This window comes from Psychrobacter sp. CAL346-MNA-CIBAN-0220 (genome assembly GCF_040309805.1).
Taxonomy (GTDB): domain Bacteria; phylum Pseudomonadota; class Gammaproteobacteria; order Pseudomonadales; family Moraxellaceae; genus Psychrobacter.
In genome coordinates this window covers 339,474-361,877 of sequence record NZ_JBEOPF010000001.1, presented here as the reverse complement: position 1 = coordinate 361,877, position 22,404 = coordinate 339,474, and the positions used below count along the sequence as shown (strand labels likewise).

Annotated in this window: 16 protein-coding genes; 11 read left to right on the top strand and 5 right to left on the bottom strand. The window is 43.4% G+C overall.

Annotated features, from left to right (window positions below; all coding sequences use genetic code 11):
* The first annotated feature begins 248 nt into the window (after positions 1 to 248).
* Both AAEY88_RS01425 and AAEY88_RS01420 read left to right on the top strand, forming a co-directional pair.
* Entirely contained in the window at positions 249 to 1,409 is a 1,161-nt protein-coding gene (locus AAEY88_RS01425) for a M20 aminoacylase family protein (protein ID WP_350557990.1), read from the top strand.
* Between the two features lie 52 nt (positions 1,410 to 1,461).
* The gene (locus tag AAEY88_RS01420; RefSeq protein WP_350557987.1) at positions 1,462 to 2,778 is read left to right on the top strand and encodes a DUF3100 domain-containing protein; all 1,317 of its coding nucleotides are present in this window, start codon (positions 1,462 to 1,464) and stop codon (positions 2,776 to 2,778) included.
* Positions 2,779 to 3,007: 229 nt separating this feature from the next.
* Here AAEY88_RS01420 and AAEY88_RS01415 read toward each other — a convergent pair whose 3' ends face one another.
* The 4 genes from AAEY88_RS01415 to AAEY88_RS01400 all read right to left on the bottom strand — a co-directional run bounded on the left by AAEY88_RS01415 (position 3,008) and on the right by AAEY88_RS01400 (position 7,571).
* Positions 3,008 to 4,786 carry a potassium/proton antiporter gene (locus AAEY88_RS01415; RefSeq protein ID WP_350557984.1) on the bottom strand — a complete coding sequence of 593 codons (1,779 nt, stop codon included), beginning with the start codon at positions 4,784 to 4,786 and terminating at the stop codon, positions 3,008 to 3,010.
* 107 nt (positions 4,787 to 4,893) lie between these two features.
* A complete protein-coding gene (locus AAEY88_RS01410) occupies positions 4,894 to 5,229 on the bottom strand; it encodes a GlpM family protein (protein ID WP_350557981.1) in 336 nt (111 codons plus the stop codon).
* Between the two features lie 51 nt (positions 5,230 to 5,280).
* Positions 5,281 to 6,786 (bottom strand): ATP-binding protein, encoded by a 1,506-nt coding sequence (locus tag AAEY88_RS01405; RefSeq protein WP_350557978.1) that lies wholly within the window; start codon positions 6,784 to 6,786, stop codon positions 5,281 to 5,283.
* Between the two features lie 98 nt (positions 6,787 to 6,884).
* Positions 6,885 to 7,571 carry a response regulator transcription factor gene (locus AAEY88_RS01400; protein WP_350557975.1) on the bottom strand — a complete coding sequence of 229 codons (687 nt, stop codon included), beginning with the start codon at positions 7,569 to 7,571 and terminating at the stop codon, positions 6,885 to 6,887.
* A gap of 230 nt (positions 7,572 to 7,801) precedes the next feature.
* Between AAEY88_RS01400 and AAEY88_RS01395 the strand changes: the two genes are divergently transcribed.
* The 5 genes from AAEY88_RS01395 to glcF all read left to right on the top strand — a co-directional run bounded on the left by AAEY88_RS01395 (position 7,802) and on the right by glcF (position 14,849).
* A complete protein-coding gene (locus AAEY88_RS01395; RefSeq protein ID WP_350557972.1) occupies positions 7,802 to 8,320 on the top strand; it encodes a Spy/CpxP family protein refolding chaperone in 519 nt (172 codons plus the stop codon).
* A gap of 566 nt (positions 8,321 to 8,886) precedes the next feature.
* Entirely contained in the window at positions 8,887 to 10,827 is a 1,941-nt protein-coding gene (gene ggt / locus AAEY88_RS01390; protein WP_350557969.1) for a gamma-glutamyltransferase, read from the top strand.
* A gap of 229 nt (positions 10,828 to 11,056) precedes the next feature.
* On the top strand, positions 11,057 to 12,541 hold the full coding sequence (locus AAEY88_RS01385) for an FAD-linked oxidase C-terminal domain-containing protein (protein ID WP_350557966.1): 1,485 nt from the start codon (positions 11,057 to 11,059) through the stop codon (positions 12,539 to 12,541).
* A complete protein-coding gene (glcE, locus tag AAEY88_RS01380; RefSeq protein ID WP_350557963.1) occupies positions 12,538 to 13,599 on the top strand; it encodes a glycolate oxidase subunit GlcE in 1,062 nt (353 codons plus the stop codon). The genes AAEY88_RS01385 and glcE overlap by 4 nt, the downstream gene beginning before the upstream one ends.
* 38 nt (positions 13,600 to 13,637) lie before the next feature.
* Positions 13,638 to 14,849, top strand: coding sequence for a glycolate oxidase subunit GlcF (gene glcF, locus AAEY88_RS01375; protein ID WP_350557960.1), 1,212 nt, complete (start codon positions 13,638 to 13,640; stop codon positions 14,847 to 14,849).
* 148 nt (positions 14,850 to 14,997) lie between these two features.
* Here glcF and AAEY88_RS01370 read toward each other — a convergent pair whose 3' ends face one another.
* Positions 14,998 to 16,128, bottom strand: coding sequence for a restriction endonuclease (locus AAEY88_RS01370; protein ID WP_350557957.1), 1,131 nt, complete (start codon positions 16,126 to 16,128; stop codon positions 14,998 to 15,000).
* Between the two features lie 175 nt (positions 16,129 to 16,303).
* On the opposite strand from AAEY88_RS01370, the gene AAEY88_RS15820 reads away from it, so the two are divergent.
* The 4 genes from AAEY88_RS15820 (at position 16,304) to AAEY88_RS01350 (ending at position 22,280) form a co-directional block, all read left to right on the top strand.
* Positions 16,304 to 16,735: a DUF4236 domain-containing protein gene (locus AAEY88_RS15820; RefSeq protein WP_407074381.1), complete on the top strand. Its 432-nt coding sequence runs from the start codon at positions 16,304 to 16,306 to the stop codon at positions 16,733 to 16,735.
* A gap of 317 nt (positions 16,736 to 17,052) precedes the next feature.
* On the top strand, positions 17,053 to 20,757 hold the full coding sequence (gene dnaE, locus AAEY88_RS01360) for a DNA polymerase III subunit alpha (protein WP_350557955.1): 3,705 nt from the start codon (positions 17,053 to 17,055) through the stop codon (positions 20,755 to 20,757).
* A 72-nt stretch (positions 20,758 to 20,829) separates the two neighbouring features.
* Positions 20,830 to 21,216 (top strand): Hpt domain-containing protein, encoded by a 387-nt coding sequence (locus tag AAEY88_RS01355; RefSeq protein ID WP_350557952.1) that lies wholly within the window; start codon positions 20,830 to 20,832, stop codon positions 21,214 to 21,216.
* Positions 21,216 to 22,280 (top strand): TrmH family RNA methyltransferase, encoded by a 1,065-nt coding sequence (locus AAEY88_RS01350; protein WP_350557949.1) that lies wholly within the window; start codon positions 21,216 to 21,218, stop codon positions 22,278 to 22,280. Before AAEY88_RS01355 ends, AAEY88_RS01350 begins: the two co-directional genes overlap by 1 nt.
* Positions 22,281 to 22,404 lie beyond the last annotated feature (124 nt).

Sequence of the window (22,404 nt, the reverse complement as noted above, 5' to 3'; positions counted from 1 at the left end):
TCTTGATTAAGCGTTACGAGCACGAAATATACTAAAAGAGGTGAGTCGTCATAATGGTATAAATAGTCGGTATTACCTACTCGCTAAACTAAAAAACGGACAACTGCGTTAGAAAAATAAGCAAGGAAACAACCTTACTAACATTTCTTGCCTTATCTACAACCGTTTTAGCTATAGTAGAGTGGTTGTTTATGAATCCTGATTATAAATACCAAAGATGTCCTAAATATCTTCAAAGGAGAAAATAAATGTTAATTAACGAAGCACTATTAGATGAAGTCAAACAGTGGCGCAAACAAATTCATAGCCAGCCTGAACTCGGTTTTAAAGAGTTTAAAACCGCATCATTTATTGTCGACAAGCTACAATCTTTTGGGATTGAAGTGCATCAAGGATTGGGCGGTACTGGGGTTGTCGGGACGCTTAAGAACGGCTCAGGCCCTACTATTGGGCTACGATCTGATATTGATGCGTTACCCATAAAAGAGCAAAGCGATGTCAAATACAAATCCACCCATGAAAATTGTATGCACGCCTGTGGTCATGATGGTCACACTTCAGTCCTACTAGGCACAGCAAAACATCTAAGCCAACATAAAAACTTTAGTGGAACGGTTCATTTTATCTTTCAACCTGCTGAAGAGGTGTTAGGCGGCGCAAAGGCAATGATTGACGATGGTTTGTTTGAAAAATTTCCTATGGATGCGGTTTATGGACTGCACAACTGGCCAGGACTACCTGTAGGAGAAATTGCCGTCAATAATGGCCCTATGATGGCGTCTTTTGATACTTTTGAGATTACTTTAACGGGTAAAGGCACGCATGCAGCTATGCCACATTTAGGGGCTGATCCCATTGCAGCAGGAGCGGCATTGATTACGAACATTCAGTCCATCATCTCTCGCCGAATATCTCCACTCAAATCAGGTGTCATTAGCGTGACGCAGATGAATAGCGGCGATACCACCAATGTCATTCCTGATTATGCGATTCTAAAAGGCACGGTTCGTAGCTTTGATATGGACGTACGCCAATCCATGCAGGATATGCTCACAGAGATGGTAATAACGTTACCGCCTTTATATGGGGTCACAGGTGAAATTGATTACCATATACGCTATCCAGTAACCACTAATGACAGTCAAGCCTATATCGAAATTAAAGAAGCTGCTATCAAAGTACTGGGCGCTGATAAGGTAAAGACTGATGTAGAGCCCTCAATGGCTTCTGAGGACTTTTCATTCATGAGTCAAGTGGTCAAAGGCGCTTATTTTTGGTTGGGTGTTGACGGCAATACCCCTTCTAAACCCTTGCATAACGCGTCCTATGACTTTAACGATGATGCCATTGAGACCGGTATTAAGGTGTGGGTTTCTTTAACGGAGTCTGAGCTACCAAAAAGTCGTTAGTAAACCAAGGGGTTAAAGTGTACGGTAATATCAACATACAAAAGGAATTGTTATGAATAATACCAGTGTGCTGTCTAGTACCATGACTAAGCACTTATTTGATTGGAAGCTACATTTACTCGTGATTGTCGTGTCACTAATTGCAGAGTGGATAGGCATCATTAAAATTCCTATTGGTATTGGTACCCTAATATTATTGCCTTTACTATACGCATTTATTTTTGCAATCTTGTTAAACCCCAACGTTATCCCTTCAATGAAAGCGGTCATCTCCAAAGATCGAGCAAAATTTGCCAGCTATGCTGTTCTTTTAAGTATCATGCCTTTTATTGCTAAATTCGGTGTGGGTGTCGGTCCTAAAGTTGAAGAAATAATCGCCGCAGGTCCAGCACTGTTATTACAAGAATTAGGTAACGTGGCCACTGCCCTAATTGCCTTGCCCGTTGCGGTATTGGTATTTGGTATGGGACGAGAAGCTATCGGGGCCACTCACTCGATCGCTCGTGAACCCAACATTGCTTTAATCGCTGATAAATATGGACTTCAGAGTGCCGAAGGTATTGGTGTCATGGGTGTCTATGTGATGGGCACATTATTCGGAGCGATTTATTTCTCATTAATGGCTGGTATCATTGCCTCTATGGACATCATGGATATTCGTGCGCTGGCAATGGCTTGCGGTATCGGTAGTGGTAGTATGATGGGTGCCTGTTCGGCAGCGCTCGCAGAAACTGTGCCTGCTCAAGCGGAAACCATTACTGCGTTTGCTGCAACCTCTAACCTATTAACTTACGCTACCGGACTGTTCGTCAGTTTATTTGTTGCGCTGCCATTTACAGAGTTTTTATATAAAGTTACCAGCAAATTTAAAAAGAATAATGGTGATAGTGCTGCCACACAAACAAATTTTAGCGCAGGTATACAAGAGCAATCCATTCTGTCGGTATGGCAGTCTGTTGCTCTACTAGCAGTTATATGTGTCGTACTGCTATTGAGTAACTGGGTAGGACAAGACGTTAATCCAATTTCTGCTCTACCTGCTATGTTGATTCTATTTGCTTGTTGTATCGTTGGAATCCTATTAAAACAAGTTATCCCTGTTAATGTTCCTGCTATTGCTTGGATATCAATTGTGGCTATTTTAATATCCTTGCCACAATTCCCAATGAGCGAATACGTCTTAGTAGAAACAGAAAAGCTGGGGGTCTTACAACTAATTACCCCTGTGCTTGCTTATGCAGGATTTGCAATCTCGCAGATGGAAGTGAATTTATTTAAAAAGTCCGGATTTAAAATTGCAGTGGTTGCCATACTTACCTTTACGGGTACTTTCTTAGGATCGGCTATGATTGCACAAGTTATGCTGTAAGCGCTTTTGATCTAGAGCTGTAGTTAGTCGAATTTAGAACGCTTGTCTAAGGTAAAAAGGGTGAACTTAGATGACGGTTAAGAGCGCTTAAGACCACAAGTCAGATAGAGATTGATTCACTATAGCCGTATTTACAATAGTAGTTGCATAATTTTGAGAATAGCCTGGTTTTGTATTAAGTGCGACTAGGCTAGTTTATAAACAGTAGCGAGCTGTTTTTTGAATGCTATCAGTGTTTTCGATATTTTAAACCAATCGTTCTTAGCGTACCTTTGCTATCAACCTCTTTAATGACTAAAGACCATTCATCATTAATTGTTACGGTATCACCTGAAACTGGAGCCATATTTAAGCTGGCAATTACATATTCAGCCACAGTTTGTTGCCACATGTTTATTGACCTGTTATTAGCTTGAGGCTTAGGCTGGGTTACCAGAGATTCCGCTTGTATTGCGTCCGTAAAAAATGGTAAATCTCCCAGCTTAACGCTGGGTGATAACAGCCAATCGCCATAGAAATCTTCTATGGCTCTACGATCTAGTTTGGTATCATTAAAAATTTGGGCAATTTGACTGGCGTGATTGCCTCGCATTGCATACCAAACATTGTCGCCAAATTTTAACTGGGTATTTTCATCAACGACTATTAGCTGTTGTCGGCGTACTAAAGCAAAGACATCAATCTCATCAGGACTAATACGACTAGAGATACTTTTTGGATGCCTACCAGTCGCAAATGCGCCAGCCTTTACTTCAAATTCATATAAGGTAATACTCGCTTTATCTGACACCCAAACTTCATGCTCTTCTTTAGGCTCATCATTGGCAGGAATACGCACTTTAAACAAATTTGCCATGATAGGTATGGTGGTTCCTTGTAAGACTAAAGATAAAACCACCACCCCAAATGCAACATCGAATAACATAAAAGCGCCATCTACTGATGCCATAACAGGGAGAATCGCCAGAGTAATGGGCACCGCTCCACGCAAGCCGACCCACGAAATAAAGCCAATCTCTCGATCTTTGAATTTAAAAGGTTTGACACTGGTATAGACCGCAATAGGCCGGGCGACCAAAATCATAAAAGCCGCAATCGCGACCGAATAATACCAAACGTTTATGACGTTGGAGGGAGTGACTAGCAAGCCGAGTACCACGAAAAGCACTGCTTGTGATAACCATGCAAAGCTGTCCATCACTCGCAACACATGCTCGGTTGAGCGCACCTTATTGTTGCCAATAATCACTCCAGTTAGATATACTGCCAAAAATCCACTACCGCCGATTAAATTGGTGGCTGCAAATACAGACAAGCCCGCTGACATAATTAAAATGGCATACATACCTTCTGCCAAATGTACCTTTGGTAACAGCTTGGATAGTAAGAAACCTGCCAGCAGACCAATACCTAATCCAAAGCCAAGTTGTTGTAATAACAATCCTAAGAAACCAAATATGGTTTGCCCTGTGGGATCTACATTAAGCGCAATCAAGCCAGTGACTAACAGGATGGCTAATGGGTCGTTTGCGCCAGACTCTAACTCAAGGGTGGCCTGCACGCGATCGTTAAGCTTGACGCCACCATTACGCAGTAAAGAAAAAACTGCCGCCGCATCAGTCGAACCGACAATAGCCGCCATCAGCAGCCCAACTCGCCAATCCACATCCATTAACCAAGTAACAAAGACTCCGAGTACCAAGACAGTGGCCAATACACCCCAAGTCGCTAAAACTACCGCAGGCTTAAGACCGACTCGAAAAGACTGGAAAGACGTTCTTAAACCACCATCTAGCAAAATACAGGCTAACGCTGCCTGCCCAATAAAGTTAGCAATACCGTATTGTGAAAATTGAATACCTAAAATACCATCTTCACCTGCCAACATCCCCACCACTAAAAACAACAGCAGTAAAGGTACGCCCAAACGAGCCGATAATGTACTTGCCATGATACTGGCAAATATTAATAATGCCCCTACTAAATACAGGATATTTAAGGTATCCATCTTTTTTTAAGCCCTATTGTTTTATAATAATAATGACAGCCAAATGACCATTGGTTATGGGTTCGGCTATTATGACGCGCTATAAACTTGAATTAGACCTGCTTGAATTAGATCTGGTAGTGCTGCCATGCCAACACCAGAATGGCAGCGGCCACTAACCATCCTACTACGCCTAATAATAATGCCTTATACAAGCCAATATGGCTAAAGCTAAAAAATACCACAAGCGTGTAGATAAGATGCGGTATGACGCCAAGCATACTAAATATCAGCGCTACTTTGAAATCTGCAATACTACGCTGCGTACCCACCAAAAAATGGCTGATTAAAGTGAATGTTGGGAAAAGTGGCGCGAGCGCTGCCAAATAAAAAAATCGAGTTTGAGCAAATAATTGAATCACCAATACCATCAGTGCGCCAATAAGCATTTTTAACCAAATCATGCTGGATCAACCTCCTGTCATATACCAATTAAAATAACACACCATGTTCTTCTAAAATGAAACTGGCAACACAATTTGTACCACCAAACCTTGGATACCATCCTGCCGATTATATACAGTAAGCTTACCCTTATGAGCCATTACTATCGCATGGACAATTGCTAAGCCTAAACCGTAACCCCCCGTTTGCCGATGGCGCGCGGAGTCAAGTCGGACAAAGGGTTGGAATATACGCTCTAAATCTTTATCTGCTACGCCGCCGCCCTCATCACTGATGCTAATTTGAATACCTTCTATGTCTTTGTCTATCTGTACCTTCATTACCGCAGCGGTAACGATTGAGTTTGGTGGCGTATGCATAAATGCATTACGAATGACATTTTCAAGCGCGCTATGCAGCTGCTCTTGATTGCCAACTACGGTCCAAGAAGTTTCAGAAGACTGCCACTGCCAGTGCACATGTTTATGTTGAAACTCAAAACAAACATCTTGCCCAATCTCACTAATAATTTCAGCAACATCTACCGCTTCACTTTCTGAGCTATTAATAGTGTACTGCTGCATTTGTAATGATTGAATACGAATGATTTGTTCTATCAGCTCATTCATGCGCACAGACTCTTTGTCGATGCGGTCAAGATAACGACTGGCATGGGGAGCGAAATCTCGAGTTAGCTCAGTCGCCACATCAAGACGCGCAAGGGGTGAGCGCAATTCGTGAGAGATATCACTAAGCATTTGCTTGCGTGCCAGCTCACTGTCAGCCAAACGCGTCGATAACTGTGCCACATCTTTCGCCAGTAATCCTAGCTCATCTCTACCCAATTTTGATAAATTAGGACTGGCTTGATAGTCGCCATCAATCATGCGATGTACGGTATGTTGCACATAGCGAATACGCTGGGTCATAGTACGACTGAGCCAAAAACAGACCAAAACACTAAAGAGAATAATTAGCCCCAAGCGTAAGGTAAAATTACTGCGCTGGAGCTCTAATACATCTTTAAACAGCAAGTGCGGGCGCAACTGGATGATGACCGTTTGTTCATCTGGTAACGCTACTATTATATCAGCCAACTCGGAGCGGCTATTCGTATCAGCAATGGCTTTATGTAGTGGTATTGGCTGTAGAATATTATTAAGGGTAAACCTTTTGTTACTTGCATCCTCTTTATTAAAACCGCTGTTATTGGAACGCGTAAAATTACTAAGCTCATTATTATTAGACGCTTTGTTGCTGGACATACGGTCATTATCAGGCAACGCTGGTGTTTTATCATCTATTGATTGGCGTCGCTCTCGCTGTCCCTTACGGTCACGATATCGGGGGAAAATTATGGCGCCTTGCTCATCGTATATCCTGATCTGATTCATTAGGCGTCGGTCGTCTTCATACATTTTCTTGACGGCAGTCATGTCACCTAGTTGCAAGGCTGTCGCCAACAATTCACGCTTGGCCAATAATTTCTCGATTTGGGTGTCCATACGCGTCGCCAGCTCTTGCTCATTAAGCCAGCGCTCTACCACAATAGCTAAAGTAGAGGTAATAAGAATCATAAATAGCAAACTTAGAAACAGTCGCCAGAATAAGGTTAGGTGCGCTTTAAATCGTGGTTTTTTTATCGATGATTCAGTCATCTTAGTAGTGTCAGCCATTACAGTACTAACTGATAGCCTTTGCCACGAATGGCCTTGATTGGCTCATCATGAAAAGGTTGGAGTTTTTTTCTAAGTCGAGAGACGTGCACATCAAGACTGCGGTCAAAGGGCTGCAATTCACGCTGCAAAACATGTTGCGACAACCATGCTTTACTAACCACCTCGCCTTTTTGTCTTAATAGCGCCACCAATAAATCAAATTCTGTACCAGTGACTTGTAATTCCACCTCATCTATCTGACACCGCCGTTGGGCTTGATCAAGATGCAAGCGACTCGCTGGTAACGGCGTATGCTCTGAGACAGCCGCGGTGGTACGTTTAATCACTGCATTGATACGCGCCAGCAGCTCGCGCGGGTTACAGGGTTTGGTAATATAATCATCAGCGCCAAGCTCTAGCCCAATGATACGGTCAATCTCCTCGCCCTTTGCAGTCAACATAATAACAGGGATATCGCTGATATTCGGTAATTGGCGCAGCACACTTAACCCGTCGATTTTTGGCATCATAATATCGAGTACCAATAGATCATAAGCAACAACATCATAACTCGATGCTTTGAGACGTTGAATGACCGCCTCTCCATCATGCACACAGTCGCAGTTGACGCCGTGATTATTCAAGTATTCTTGTAATAACTGGGTCAGTTCCTCATCATCATCACCAAGTAATATATTTGGCATAACAGATCCTTTAATTTTTAATGACATTATTATTGTTTATATTATCAGGCAAATGCTCGCTAATACGCTACAAACGTTACCTTTCTTAATGTTTCATAAATGTTCGTAACGTCTATTTAACCTATCATGGCTTTATTGAGAGCGGGGCTGGTGTTGTCGTCGCTCAAAATCAGCTTTGTTATAAGTCGTTTTTTAAGATAATAAATTGACAACCAATGAAGGATATCATTATGAAAAAGTTATTAATGGGTTCAGTACTAGCAGCTTCTAGCTTATTTGCAGTAACGGCTTGTACCAGTGTAGGTGCCTCGACTGATACGACGGCAACTAATAGCAGTAGCATGCAACAGCAGCATAAAGGCGGCGCTAAAGGTCCATTTTTACAGCTGAATTTGACTGCCACGCAACAAGCTCAAATCAAAGCCATTATGCAAAGTAAAGGTGATGCACGCAAAAATAACAAAGAGAGCTATAAAGCTGGCCGTGCACAAATGCAGCAACAGATGCAAATATTAACTGACAGTACAACCTTAGATACTAACGCTGTAAACCATTTGGCTGATCAGCAAGCGGCACAAACCAAACAACGCATTATTAGCCAAATACAAACTCAACATGCTATTTCACAAGTACTGACCGCTGAGCAACGCCAAAAAATGGCGCAATTAAAATCAGAAAGGCAGGCGAAAGGTCGTCAGCATTTAGAAAATCGCAAGGCGCGTGGTAAGCACCAACAGCAAGGTATGTGAATAGATGAGTTAGACTGACTTTTATCTAAAACCCTATATTTAAAATAAAAAAGCGCCTCTTAATCGATGCGCTTTTTTGCTGCACTATCCGTTAATTCGTTAATATTAAGCAATATAATGCAAAGCGCCAGTAGTTAAAAAGAGTTGCGCTGACGTTTAAACACTAGAAAAGATAAAACTTCAGGTACAAAAACATAAGAGATAGAATGATGATTTTTAGAGCCTACGATATTAAATCTATAGCCGAGCTATATGAATGTGCTAGCAGAAATATCAAAGCGGATCATAACGGACTTATTAGCATGCCTATCATCAGATTTTTCTACTGATAAGGTACTTATATTATAGACGGTAATATCATTTTTATTACCACAAACTCTTTAAAGTTACTAAGAAATCTTCACCGAATAGGCTTCTACTTGCCAGCATATTACTGTCTCGTTACTAATAATAAAGGATAAAAGTCGATAAAGAGCTTTGCACTGACACTTATTTTCGTTACTATTTAGCTGTCTTCGTATTTATCTACGTTTGACTATTTTCCCTCTCGTAAAAAGGACTTTGCGATGCAAAAACTAATCTCGAAACCTCAACAGGATCCTCATCATAATAAAGCGACAGCCAAAGCCGCTATATTACTTATCGGTAGTACACTTTTATTATCTGTCACTACTCACGCTGCTGAGCAAACCATTACCATAAATAACAGCTCGATAAATACCAGTGCCATAAACCTAGCTGTTATGACTAACGCGCCGACAGTATTGTCGGAAACCCAGCGCGTCACACTTGCTGCGCCTAACAGTTTGAAAAAAGCGCCTGGCTCGACTACAGCCACGACCACAGCTAAAGCCGATCAGGCTATTTACTCTGAGGACGCTATTGAACATCCGCTATGGGCAAAGAACGGTATGGTCGCCACTCAAGAGGCCATCGCCTCTGATATTGGTTTGCAGATTCTGAAGCAAGGCGGTAATGCCGTTGATGCCTCGGTCGCTGTTGGTTTTGCACTGGCAGTGACCCTACCACGCGCTGGCAATATTGGTGGCGGCGGCTTTATGATGATTTATGATGCCAAACAAGGTAAAACGGTGGCGCTCGATTATCGTGAAAAAGCACCGAGTAGCGCCTCGCGTGATATGTACCTTGATAAAGAGGGCAATGCAGTCAGTGATTTATCACGTTATCATGGCTTAGCTATTGGCGTGCCGGGCACAGTGGCAGGACTACTAAAAGCATTAGAAGATCATGGTACGATGAGTCGTGGAAAGGTCATGGCACCAGCGATTTCATTGGCAGAAAATGGTATTGAAGTTACCGCTGGCTTGACCGAGTCGTTAGAAGCGCTAAGTGAGCGCATGCAAAAGTGGCCAAGTACCAAAAAGATATTCTTTAAACCTGATGGCAGCGCCTATCAACCCGGTGAGCGCTTAAAGCAACCGGAACTTGCGCAATCCCTTAAATTAATTGCCGCGCAAGGCACAGATGGATTTTACAAGGGCGAAACTGCCCGTAAGCTGGTCAAAGCCGTTAATGAAGCTGGCGGCAATATGAGCTTACAAGACTTAGCCAATTATAAAGCCATCGCTCGCGAGCCAGTGAAGGGTAATTATCGTGGTTATGAGATTGTGTCTATGCCACCTCCATCCTCTGGTGGTATTCATATCGTGCAGATTTTAAATATCTTAGAAGGCTATCCATTAAAAGACTATGGGCAAAATAGCGCTCAGACCATTCACTTAATGGCGGAAGCGATGCAGCTGGCCTATGCTGATCGCGCAGAATACTTAGGTGATGCAGATTTCGTTGATGTGCCGGTAAAAGGTCTAACTGCGCGTCCTTATGCGGACAAGCTGCGCAACTTAATTAACCCAAATAAAGCCACACCTGCAGCGACGGTTAAAGCCAATAACCCGCTACCGTATGAGAGTGACCAAACCACGCATTTCTCTATTGTCGATAAAGAGGGCAATGCGGTCGCCAACACTTATACTCTGAACTTCTCTTATGGCACGGGATTGGTCGCTGAAGGTACGGGGATTTTATTAAATAATGAAATGGATGATTTCTCTGCTAAGCCTGGTGTGCCTAATGGCTATGGCCTACTTGGTGGCGAGGCCAATGCCGTTGAAGCAGATAAGCGTCCCTTGTCATCTATGAGCCCCACACTGGTATTTAAAGACAGCAAACCCTATATCGTCACTGGCAGCCCTGGAGGTAGCCGTATTATTACTACGGTCACCCAAGTCATCTCTAACGTCATCGACCATGATATGAATATCGCTGAAGCCACTCATGCGCCACGTATTCATGACCAATGGCTACCTGATGAAATTCGTATCGAAAAGGCGTTGAATGTTGATACTATCAAGAAGCTAGAGTCGATGGGACATACCATTAGCCCGCAAGAAGCGATGGGCTCAACACAATCGATTATGATTACGCCAACTGGCATATACGGCTCATCAGACCCGCGTATTGTGGATGCAGCGGTGGTGGGTTATTAGGGTAGTCTGTTGTTGATAGATGGGTTTGGCGCAACCGGATAGGTAGCAACCCTGTAAAATTATTGCACTGGCGTCTAAAGGCACTATATTTTCAGTTGATTGTCAGTTGATATCGGTAGGACTCCATCTATCAAAGAGGTCATTATTTTTTATTAACGATGCTCTTCTTGTTATCTATGCAATAACGAGAAGATCATTGTCAACCCAGTTAGCTAGGGAAAGCATCAGTATGAACCAAAGCGAAAGACCCGATAAAGCCACATTAGTGCATATGTTTCGTGCATTTATTGAGCCTGAGTATGTGATCAGTGATGAGGAAACCCAGAGACCTTACGAGTGTGATGGCTTATCTGTATATTCTGATATGCCATTGATAGTGGTGTTACCAGATACGGTCGAGCAGGTGCAGGAAGTAATGCGACTCTGTCACCGCTATCAGATTCCTGTGGTGGCGCGTGGAGCTGGCACTGGTCTTTGTGCGGGTGCCATGCCCAACCCGGATGGCGTATTACTGGTGTTGTCTCGTTTTAAACATATTCTTGAAATCAACCCGCTAGCGCGTAGCGCTCGCTTGCAACCAGGCGTCCGTAACTTAGCCATTAGTGAAGCAGCTAGCATATATGGCTTGTATTATGGTCCGGACCCCTCCTCGCAGATTGCTTGTACGATAGGCGGTAATGTCGCGGAAAACTCCGGCGGCGTGCACTGTCTCAAATATGGACTAACCGTACATAACTTACTGAAAGTAGAAATGGTTACCGTTGAAGGGGACCTGATTAGTATAGGTAGTGAAGGTCTAGACAGTAACGGCTTCGATTTAATGGCCTTAATTACTGGTTCTGAGGGATTGTTGGGCATAGTTACTGAGGTGACGGTCAAGCTGTTACCTAGCCCTGAAAAGGCACAGGTGATCATGGCAGCTTTTGATAATGTACAGACGGCAGGCGACGCGGTAGGTGACGTGATTGCCAAAGGCATTATTCCGGCTGGACTCGAGATGATGGACAGCCTGGCTATCATAGCTGCGGAGGCTTTTGTTCATGCCGGTTATCCTGTCGATGCTAAGGCGCTGCTTCTATGTGAACTAGATGGTAGTGAAGCTGAGGTTAAAGAACAAATTGCAGAAGTCGAGCAACTTTTTATTCAGCTGGGCGCCACCTCAACTCGAGTATCTCAGAGCGAGGCGGAACGCGCATTATTATGGAAAGGCCGTAAGTCAGCATTTCCGGCCGTAGGTCGGATATCCGCCGATTACTATTGCATGGATGGCACCATTCCTCGTAGCCAACTTGCTCATGTACTGACTGAAATGGAAAAGCTCTCAGAACACTACGGTTTACGAGTGGCAAACGTGTTTCATGCAGGCGATGGCAATTTACATCCGTTAATATTATTCGATGCCAATGTGCCTGGCGATTTTGAAAAAACCGAAGAGTTTGGTGGTCGCATCTTAGAGCTATGCGTGGAAGTGGGCGGCTGTATCACTGGGGAACATGGCGTAGGCATAGAAAAAATTCGGCAAATGAGTGTGCAGTTTAACAAACAGGAGTTACGCCAGTTTCACGCCATTAAGCATGCCTTTGATCCTGCTGGCACCCTTAATCCAGGTAAAGGAATTCCTGTGCTGAAAAATTGTCAGGAATATCGTGCACTCGATATAGGCAAAGGCGATATAGGTAGGAGCGAGTCAACGCAGCAGGGAGAGCATGCATGAAAGATATCAGTCATGAGCTGATCGAACGGGTTAAACAGGCCAGCACCGATGGTACAAAATTACGAATAGTTGGTGGTGGTAGTAAGCATTTCATGGGTCGACAGTCTGAGGGTGAACCCCTTAGTCTTGCTGAGCACAGCGGTATTGTCAGTTATGAGCCGATTGAGCTGGTGCTTACCGCTCGAGCAGGTACACCGTTAGTCGAGATCAGCGCTGCTTTGGCCGAGCACAATCAAAGACTGGCGTTTGAGCCACCGCTATTTAACGGACGAGCTACTTTAGGCGGCACTTTGGCTTGTCATTTATCGGGACCAGGCCGACCGTGGAATGGCTCGGTAAGAGATCATGTCCTCGGTATTCGCTTGATCAACGGGCGCGCAGAAGAGCTACGCTTTGGTGGTCAAGTGATGAAAAATGTGGCGGGATATGATGTCTCACGACTGCAAGCTGGCGCGATGGGTACCTTAGGTGTCATTAGCGAGGTCAGTCTAAAAGTGATGCCCAAGCCTGCCGCCACCATGACACTCAAGCAAAAAATGAATGCGGCGCAAGCCATTACAGAGATGAATCGTTTGGCGGGTCAAGCCAAACCCCTAACTGCAGCTTGTTGGTTTGATAATCATCTCTACTTGCGTCTGGAAGGCGCTCGTAGTGCAGTAGACAGTACCGTTAGCCAGTGGCAAGGCACACTGCTAGAAGATGGAAATAATCTATGGACACAGTTACGTGAACAGCAATTGGATTACTTTTCTGGCCAAGACGCCCCCTTATGGCGGTTTTCAGTCAATAGTAATGCCGGGCATTTTTTGCCAGAGGAGGATTGGCTGCTTGATTGGGGGGGAAGCCAGCGTTGGCTACGCGGTGATTTTGCAGCTGATGAATTAGAAGCACTGGCTGAGCGCGCGGGTGGTCAAGTAAGCCTTTATCGTGGTGGCGATCGACTACAAGACGTTTTTCACACTCAGCCCAAGGCGCTGCGTCAACTCCACCAACGACTTAAGCAAGCTTTTGATCCGAGCGGAATTTTTAATCCCGGTCGTCTCTATCGCTGGATGTAATAGCTGAACATAATAGCTGGATGTAATAAGAGGACGTTATGCGTACAAAAATTAATGTGAAGTATATTGATCATCCAGAAATTCAGGAAGCCGACTCTATTTTGCGCAGCTGCGTACACTGTGGATTTTGTAACGCGACTTGTCCCACTTATCAAGAGTTGGGCGATGAACGGGATGGTCCACGCGGACGTATCTATTTGATTAAGCAGCTACTAGAAACCGGTGATATTAGCGAAAAATCGCAGACTCACTTAGACCGTTGTTTGACTTGTCGTAGTTGTGAGACCACCTGCCCTTCTGGTGTAAAGTATGGACGCTTAGCCGAAATAGGCCGTGGCATCATGGAGGATCAGCTGGAACGACCCTTTCAGCAAAAGCTTTTGCGTTGGTTGATACGTAAGGTTTTGCCCTACTCACGTCGCTTCGGGGCTTTGTTAAGGTTAGGGCAGTTAGGGCGGCCACTGTTGCCTAGTAGTCTGAAGACCAAAGTACCTGCCAGACAGGTTAAGCTCTCTTTACCAGCGCAACAGCACACGCGCCAGATGTTGGTACTTGCAGGATGCGCTCAACCTTCGGCTACCCCCAACACTAATATTGTAGCGGCCCGGGTGCTCGATAAATTAGGCATTGGCTTGTTCACCGCACCTGAAGCTGGATGCTGCGGCGCTGTGAGTTATCATCTTTCTGCCCATGAAGAAGGGCTGGCATTTATGCGCCGTAATATCGATGCTTGGTGGCCCTATATTGAGACGGGAGTAGAAGCCATCGTCATTAGTGCCTCTGGCTGTGGCTCGATGGTTAAAGATTATGGCGAAAAGTTAAGCCAAGATCCTGCTTATGCAGCTAAAGCACAAAGAGTTAGTGAACTGGCTAAAGATCTTAGTGAGGTATTGTTTAAAGAAGATTTAAGTCAGCTAGAGTTGCAAGGATTAGGTCGCAAAACAGCTGTACACTGTCCGTGTTCCTTGCAACATGCTCAGCAATTGGGTGGCCTAGTTGAACAAATTCTGCAGCAAGCCGGTATCGATCTGACCCGTACCAAGGATGGCCATTTATGCTGCGGCTCTGCAGGAACCTACTCGATACTCCAACCAGAGATGAGCCAGCAATTACTGACCAATAAGTTAGCGGACTTAACGATTGATAATCCAGAACAAATTGTGACCGCCAATATTGGTTGCCAGCTGCACTTAAGCACCAAATCATCAGTACCAGTGAAGCACTGGATTGAATTGTTAGATCCGCAGTAGTATTGATTGTAGATGCGGTAGTGATAGGTTATTAAGCTATTAGCGTAAAGTTGTTTTTATCTGGCGTTTATTAAAAACCCTCCTATATTGTTAGGATATAGAAGGGTTTTTTATTGTCTTAATTAATTCTTGAATATGTATTTACCAATCAATATAACTTTATTTTTCCAAAAAAATCATTATCCAATAACAGTTTTGGTCTGGCATTGACTTCTTTTAACCCCACCTTATGCTGCATCATCAGCTCTATCAAGTTCATTTGATCAATTAAAATAAGGCTATGCGAATCAATAGAATTAGCATAATCTTGAGCAGGCCTGGTAAAACTTGAAGTAGTAACAAATAAGCCGTGATGATTGGTTTTTTGTGGCGGATAAGCGCCTACGAAATTTCTTAAATCGCCGTTAGATATATTATTACCAGTACTGTATAGCTTGGCTTGGATATAGTAATTGTGCACCTCGCCATCGGGGAAATCCTGAATAATAAGACCATCGATACCGTTGTCGTTAGAGCGCCCAGTATGGCGCGAAGTCAAATTACTCTCAGGACTTTCAATTTCTAAAGAACGCTCAATCAGCTTAAGGCAAAACCATTCGAACTGTAATGGCGACAGACTCTCAATTTGAGACATAATCATATCAGGGGTGACTTTAACAAAATCACTACCAACTCTAGCATCGGCATAGTTATTCATAAAAATGGACGTGCGGCGCTGAGTTTCTTCAATTAAATGATTGACCAGCACATCACCATTTTTACCATAAGCGGCAAGATTTATTTTTTGTAGGTCCGCAAAAGCCTTAGCATCAAACCGATTTAAATTAGCAATATAGTCATTGTTTGGGATTCCCTCGTTAATATACTGGGTAAAATTGCTCCCCGCCAACCAAAAGTAAGTTTTACCAAAAGGATCTAAGCGACTGATGTTTTTGGGCGTTACTTTTTCATCAAAGGTAATAAAATTAGCAAAATTTTGATTTAAATTAGGTACTAAACTAAATTTATCTTCTTTTACTAGACCCATTGCCGATAAACATGATAAGACCAAGTCGATAATTTCGTCATAGCAAGGCGAGCCTTCATGACATTCATGGCGCACGTCATAGTTACTCATAAAGTTAATCTCTTTATGGTCCAATACTATCTGTGCCAGTTTTTCAAACTCTCGATAAAAAACAGTTCGACCAATAGTATTGCGTGTGCTTAAGTTTTTTATGGTTTGTATGCCCGCATTTAGCAGGTCACCAAATGCAGGTAACTTTGTAATATTGCTCATAGTCTTACCATTTTCTTTATTTGATTGCATAAACGATATCATCAAATTGGCTTGATATTATAACTAATTAAGGACAAATGTTTATATTATTTCTTGTTTGCATGCTACTATTCATACTTTCAATAACTTCTTTACCTAATAGAACTTCTCAACCCTAGAAAAGCGATCAATAAAAATGGGCTTTAGATTTAGAAAAAGCATCAAAATTGTACCTGGTGTGCGCCTCAATCTGACCAAAAAAGGCATCTCCAGCCTTTCAGTGGGAAAACGCGGCGCGACTGTAAACATCGGTAAAAAAGGCACACGAGGAACTGTTGGGTTACCTGGTAGTGGATTGTCTTATTCGTCTTATCAATCGCACGCTAAGTCTAAAACGGAACCAAGACATCAGGATCAGCACAATTCTATAGCTGACTCCGCTCGCCCACCCCTGCCGCCAATACTCGACATTAATCCCACTCAAAAACAAGTCAGCATCATGCTAGGAATAGGTATATTTTTACTACCTATTATTTTTTCATGGTTCACGCTTAGACAAGGCTACTCGACAGTGAATCGCGCCATTAGTATGGTTTGGATGATTATTTTTATTTTTGCAATGCGTTAAAGCGGTTTGTTCAAAGGATGACCTATTTAAAGAGCAGCGGTGTTGATTAACCCTATTTAATCTCAGTAAAAGTGAGTCGCTAGGCCAATTCACCCAGATTTGCACTCTTGAATAAGTGGCTGTTATCGTCAAATAATGCTATTATTAGCAGCTGAGACGAAGAATATATAATAAGGCAACTAGTGCCTTATTTTTGTTTGGATAATGACGTAAAGTATTGATAGATAATCAGTTATTCAATAATATTTGTCTATGCTAGCGTCTTTATTTTGACTTCTTATCGTCCCCTTTTTTGATTGCATTAGTAAGAGTCCTCTATGGCATTTGTACACCTTGGCATTCACAGCGAATATTCAATTACTGACTCTATCGTACGTATTAAGCCATTAGTCAAAGCGGCGGTGGCAGACAATCAGCGGGCGCTGGCTTTGACTGATTTATCCAATCTTTATGCGACGGTGAAGTTTTATCGTGCCTGCTTAGGTGCCGGTATTAAGCCGATTATCGGTAGTGAAGTCATCATGGAAAATGAAGACTCGCGCTTAATGCTATTGGCAATGGACAATGAGGGCTATCAAAATATTACCCGCATTGTATCGCTTGGGTTTACTGAAGGACGTGCAGACGTTGCCAATCATGGGGTCCCTATTGTTAAGCGTAGCCATATCCTTGAGCATGCGAATGGCGTGATTGTACTATTTACTGAAAAATCAGATGTCGGTCAATCATTGGTCAGTTCGATGCCAGAAAAAGCCGATGAGCTCATTACAGAGTGGCAAGCGCAGTTTGAAGATCGCTTATATTTTGCGATTAAGCGTACCAATCGAGCGGGTGAAGATGACTTTATTAAAACCGCTATTCATGCCGGTGCCAAACACACTATTCCTATTATTGCCCATAATGATGTACGCTTTTTAGAGCAAGACGACTTCGATGCCCACGAAGCGCGTGTTTGTATTGCCGGCTCTTATGTATTGGCCGACCCCAACCGTCCACAAACCTATTCAGATGAGCAATACCTCAAAACTCAAGCGCAGATGCAGCAACTATTTGCTGATATTCCTCAGGTTATTGATAATACTTTACGACTGGCAACGCGCTGTAATGTGACCCTGACACTCGGTATTAATGTATTGCCAGAGTTTCCAGTACCAGAGGGAGAGACCACTGAATCTTTCTTTCGAGCAGAATCGCAACGCGGACTTAATCAACGGTTAGAGAAGTTATTTCCAGTTGAGGCGCGTAGTGATACCTGGAGTGATATTCGACAGAAGTATGATGACCGTTTAGAGTATGAACTCAACATTATCTTGTCAATGGGCTTCCCCGGTTACTTTTTAATCGTTATGGACTTTATCCGCTGGGCAAAAGCCAATGGCGTGCCTGTTGGTCCTGGTCGTGGCTCTGGTGCGGGCTCACTAGTCGCTTATGCATTGAACATTACTGACCTTGACCCACTACATTATGACCTGTTATTTGAGCGCTTCTTGAATCCTGAACGGGTATCAATGCCGGATTTCGATATCGACTTTTGTATCGACGGTCGCGATCGGGTCATCGATTATGTGGCCAATACTTATGGCCGTGAGGCGGTTTCACAAATCATCACCTTTGGTACCATGGCAGCAAAAGCAGTGGTGCGTGATGTGGCACGAGTACAAGGTAAATCGTACTTTCTTGCCAGCAAAATCTCTAAGTTTATACCCAAGACTCCAGGCATAACGCTTACTCAAGCGCTTGAGCAAGAACCGCAACTCAAAGACTTAATATCCAATCCTGATAACATGGATTATGAAGACGCCATTGAGATTTGGGAGATGGCCATCAAGCTAGAAGGTGTTTGCCGTAACGTCGGTAAACATGCTGGTGGCGTACTTATTGCGCCGCATAAAATCACTGATTTTAGCGCTATTTATTGTGATGACGATGGTCACCGGGTCAGCCAATTCGATAAAGATGATGTTGAAGCGGTCGGTCTAGTGAAGTTTGACTTTTTGGGTTTACGTAATTTGACGGTGATTAATGCGGCAGTCGAAAACATCAATTTGCGCCGTGCTAAAGAAGGATTAGACGCCCTCATACTCGAAGACTTACCATTAGATGACAGCAAAGCTTATAAGCTATTACAAGATGCCAAAACCACTGCTGTGTTTCAGCTAGAAAGTATGGGCATGAAAAAGTATTTAGCCAAGCTGCAGCCAACCAATATTGAAGATGTCATCGCCATGTGTGCGCTCTATCGTCCAGGGCCACTTGATGCTGGCATGGTAGAGATGTATATCGATCGTAAACATGGCCGTGAAGAGGTCATTTATGACCATCCCAATCTTGAGCCCATTTTAGAAAATACCAACGGTGTTATTGTCTATCAAGAACAGGTCATGAAGATATCACAAGTCATGGCCGGTTATAGCTTAGGCGGCGCTGATATGCTGCGCCGTGCGATGGGTAAGAAAAAACCTGAAGAGATGGCCAAGCAGCGTGATATTTTTGTCACTGGGGCCACTGCGCAAGGTATTGATGAAGTTACCTCAGGCGGCGTATTTGATTTGATGGAAAAGTTTGCAGGCTATGGCTTTAATAGATCGCATTCTGCCGCTTATGGCGTATTGGCCTATCAGACTGCTTACCTGAAACAATACTACCCTGCTGAGTTTATGGCCGCAGTATTGACCTCTGATATGAACAATACCGATAACGTAGTGTTCTTTATCAATGACTGCCGTGAAAACTTCGGCTTAACGGTGGTTAACCCATCGGTTAATCGTAGTGAATGGCACTTTGTCGCCAACACCCCGACCAATATTATTTATGGCTTAGGCGCGATTAAAGGCGTTGGTGAAGGCGCGGTTGAGTCTATCGTTGAGGCGCGCCGCCGCGATGGTCCTTTTACCGATTTATATGATTTTTGCCGCCGGGTTGATATTAAAAAAATTAATAAGCGTACCCTTGTCGCGTTAGTAAGTGCAGGCTGCTTTGATGACTTTGCCGCCACGCTACGGCCTGACTTGCCAGCTGATGAAGCTTACGAGATTCGCGGAGCGCTGATGAGTCAGTTGCCAAGCGCGGTACAAGCGGCTGAGCAAGACCGTCAAAACAAAGAAATCGGTATGATGGATTTGTTTGGTGAAATGGATGGTGTGGTCACAGCGCCACCACTGATTATGACCGCAGAACTTATCTGGGGTGATAAGCACCGTCTAAAAGCTGAAAAAAATACTTTAGGGCTGTACTTGACTGGACACCCTATCGACGAATATCGTGAGGAGCTCAAGCGTTATACCTCCGGCGCCCGTCTCGATAAATTAACGGACACCGGCTATAACGGCAGTTGTTATTTTGCAGGCTTAATCATCGATATGGCGAACTTTGGTAATCGTAACGTTATTACCTTAGATGATGGTACTTCGCGACTGGAAGTGAGCTGTTATGCCGAACGTTTTAACCGCGTCAAAGACCAGCTAAAAGTTGATGAAGTGGTGGTTATCAAAGGCAGCATCCGTGAACGTGATGGACGATTATTTGCTCGTCTTGATAATGCACTAAGTATGGTCGATGCGCGTTTACGTTGGCTCAAAAAGATCAGTATTAAAGTCCATGGCAGCGATATTAATTTGCTCACGCGCTTACAACCGCTTCTCAAGTCAGCACAAACCGACTTAATCCCAGCACCGCGTCTTTCCTACGATAATGATCAGGAGGAGCAAGGTAATGGCGGCGCTAATGATTATTATAATAGTGCAGAAGGCGGTAGCTTGTATGATGAAGAAGGCAATGATTTATTGGTGCAAGATCAAAATATGAGCCAAGACATGAATCAAGGCGATTTTAATCAACCTCTTAGTAATACAGATGCCTCAATTAATGATAACTGTACTCCGCTTGGGCTTAGCATTTATGAGGATTTTGGCATTGCTAATGTGGCGTTGTCCGAGCACTGGCGTGTCTATCCCAATGATGATAATCTACAACAACTAAAAAATATGATTAGCGAAGATAACCTACATTTTCATTACAGCTAGCATTTTCATTACAGCTAAACCATTTGTCCTTGGTACATTTGCCACACTTTTTACTTGACGGGATGTTTAATCATGGCCGACGCTCATTTCAATAATGACAATATTCGTAATAATATTGATAACGAAGTTATTAATCACGAACAATTTGAAGAGATGCGTGACTTACTAGAAGAAGACTTCGCGGACTTAATTCAGACTTATATCATCGACAGTCAGCAGCGGATTAAGTTGCTACGTACGACCCAAGCATCCGGTGATAATGCCAACGGTTTTGAAGCCGCTCATGCCTTAAAAGGCGCAAGTGCCAATGTGGGTGCAACGCAATTGGTCACTCTTAGCGGACAGTTACAAGAAGCCTGTCGTAAGCGTAACATCGGTCAGCAAGCAAAGCTTATTGACCAAACAGCGACAGCGTTACAGCAAGTAGAGCTAGAGATTAATAAACGGCTAGGACAATAATGAATACAAACTCTTTATCAACCACTTTGTCAAAACCTACCGCCGGCGACTACTTATCTTGTCTGCAAGTAGTTATGGTCAATACCACCTTGCCTGCCAATATTGGCTCAGCGGCACGGGCGATGCATACCATGGGTTTATCGCGCCTGACAGTCGTTGATCCTAAGCATCCGATTGATGAGACCAGCGTCTCTCATGCCGCAGGTGGTAGTGATGTCTTAGCAGATGCCCAAATTAAACCCACGTTGGAAGTGGCCATTAGCGATTGTCAGCTGGTGTTTGCTGCCAGTAGTCGCAGCCGTCATTTACCGCGTCCAGTGGTTACCCCGACTCAAGCAGCACAAATAATGCTGTCCTTTATTGACAAACAAACTGCTATTAATCAGCAGCCAGAACTCAATGCAGTAAGCCAAAACCAAGATAGCCATACTAATAATAGTCACATAAACAGTGGCAGCAATAAACCAAACATTGCTATTCTATTTGGTCGTGAGGATCGCGGTCTAACCAATGATGAATTGGCCTACGCCGACTATCATATCCAAATTGATGCCAATCCTGAATATCCGGTACTTAATGTTGCCTCAGCAGTGCAAGTCATTGCCAGCTTTATCTTTGCTTATGCCCAAACACATCAACCCTCTAGCACTAACCATCATGCTTTAGGCACGCCAACCCAAATAAATAATTTGGACAACAATGTCTTAGATAAAAGTAACTTAGATAAAAGTAACTTAGATAAAAGTAACTTAGATAATAGTGATTTAGATAATAGTGATTTAGATAATAGTGATTTAGATAACAGTGACTTAAGCCAGATAGCAGTATCGCCGATAATAAACACCTACGTACGCCAGCAATGGGATGAGCCTGCCATCACTCAGCAACAATTACAGCAGCTTACTCAGCGCACCACTGAGCTTATGGTGCAACGTGGCCTTGCTGATGCTGATCATTTAAAATCACTACCATCTCGCTTATCTCGCCTCGGCTCACGTATTCAGCTTGATCAAAAAGAGTTTCAAATGTTGAGCGCGCTGATTGCTAAACTCTCAAAGGATTAAAGCTATTACAGATAAAGAACAAGTAGTCTAAGCTGTCAGAAGCCTTTAATTTGCTAGTTTTGTTCTATTTCTGGCTTATCACTATATTTTAGCGTCCAAAGCTGCTATAACTTTATGAGACGCA

Bases quoted from the DNA above. Each gene is read 5' to 3' on its own strand.
- AAEY88_RS01405 (WP_350557978.1), bottom strand. From the start codon at position 6,786: ATGATTCTTATTACCTCTACTTTAGCTATTGTGGTAGAGCGCTGGCTT.
- AAEY88_RS01370 (WP_350557957.1), bottom strand. From the start codon at position 16,128: ATGAGCAATATTACAAAGTTACCTGCATTTGGTGACCTGCTAAATGCG.
- AAEY88_RS01420 (WP_350557987.1), top strand. From the start codon at position 1,462: ATGAATAATACCAGTGTGCTGTCTAGTACCATGACTAAGCACTTATTT.
- AAEY88_RS01415 (WP_350557984.1), bottom strand. From the start codon at position 4,786: ATGGATACCTTAAATATCCTGTATTTAGTAGGGGCATTATTAATATTT.
- ggt (WP_350557969.1), top strand. From the start codon at position 8,887: ATGCAAAAACTAATCTCGAAACCTCAACAGGATCCTCATCATAATAAA.
- AAEY88_RS15820 (WP_407074381.1), top strand. From the start codon at position 16,304: ATGGGCTTTAGATTTAGAAAAAGCATCAAAATTGTACCTGGTGTGCGC.
- AAEY88_RS01350 (WP_350557949.1), top strand. From the start codon at position 21,216: ATGAATACAAACTCTTTATCAACCACTTTGTCAAAACCTACCGCCGGC.
- glcF (WP_350557960.1), top strand. From the start codon at position 13,638: ATGCGTACAAAAATTAATGTGAAGTATATTGATCATCCAGAAATTCAG.
- AAEY88_RS01385 (WP_350557966.1), top strand. From the start codon at position 11,057: ATGAACCAAAGCGAAAGACCCGATAAAGCCACATTAGTGCATATGTTT.
- AAEY88_RS01355 (WP_350557952.1), top strand. From the start codon at position 20,830: ATGGCCGACGCTCATTTCAATAATGACAATATTCGTAATAATATTGAT.
- AAEY88_RS01425 (WP_350557990.1), top strand. From the start codon at position 249: ATGTTAATTAACGAAGCACTATTAGATGAAGTCAAACAGTGGCGCAAA.
- dnaE (WP_350557955.1), top strand. From the start codon at position 17,053: ATGGCATTTGTACACCTTGGCATTCACAGCGAATATTCAATTACTGAC.
- AAEY88_RS01400 (WP_350557975.1), bottom strand. From the start codon at position 7,571: ATGCCAAATATATTACTTGGTGATGATGATGAGGAACTGACCCAGTTA.
- glcE (WP_350557963.1), top strand. From the start codon at position 12,538: ATGAAAGATATCAGTCATGAGCTGATCGAACGGGTTAAACAGGCCAGC.
- AAEY88_RS01410 (WP_350557981.1), bottom strand. From the start codon at position 5,229: ATGATTTGGTTAAAAATGCTTATTGGCGCACTGATGGTATTGGTGATT.
- AAEY88_RS01395 (WP_350557972.1), top strand. From the start codon at position 7,802: ATGAAAAAGTTATTAATGGGTTCAGTACTAGCAGCTTCTAGCTTATTT.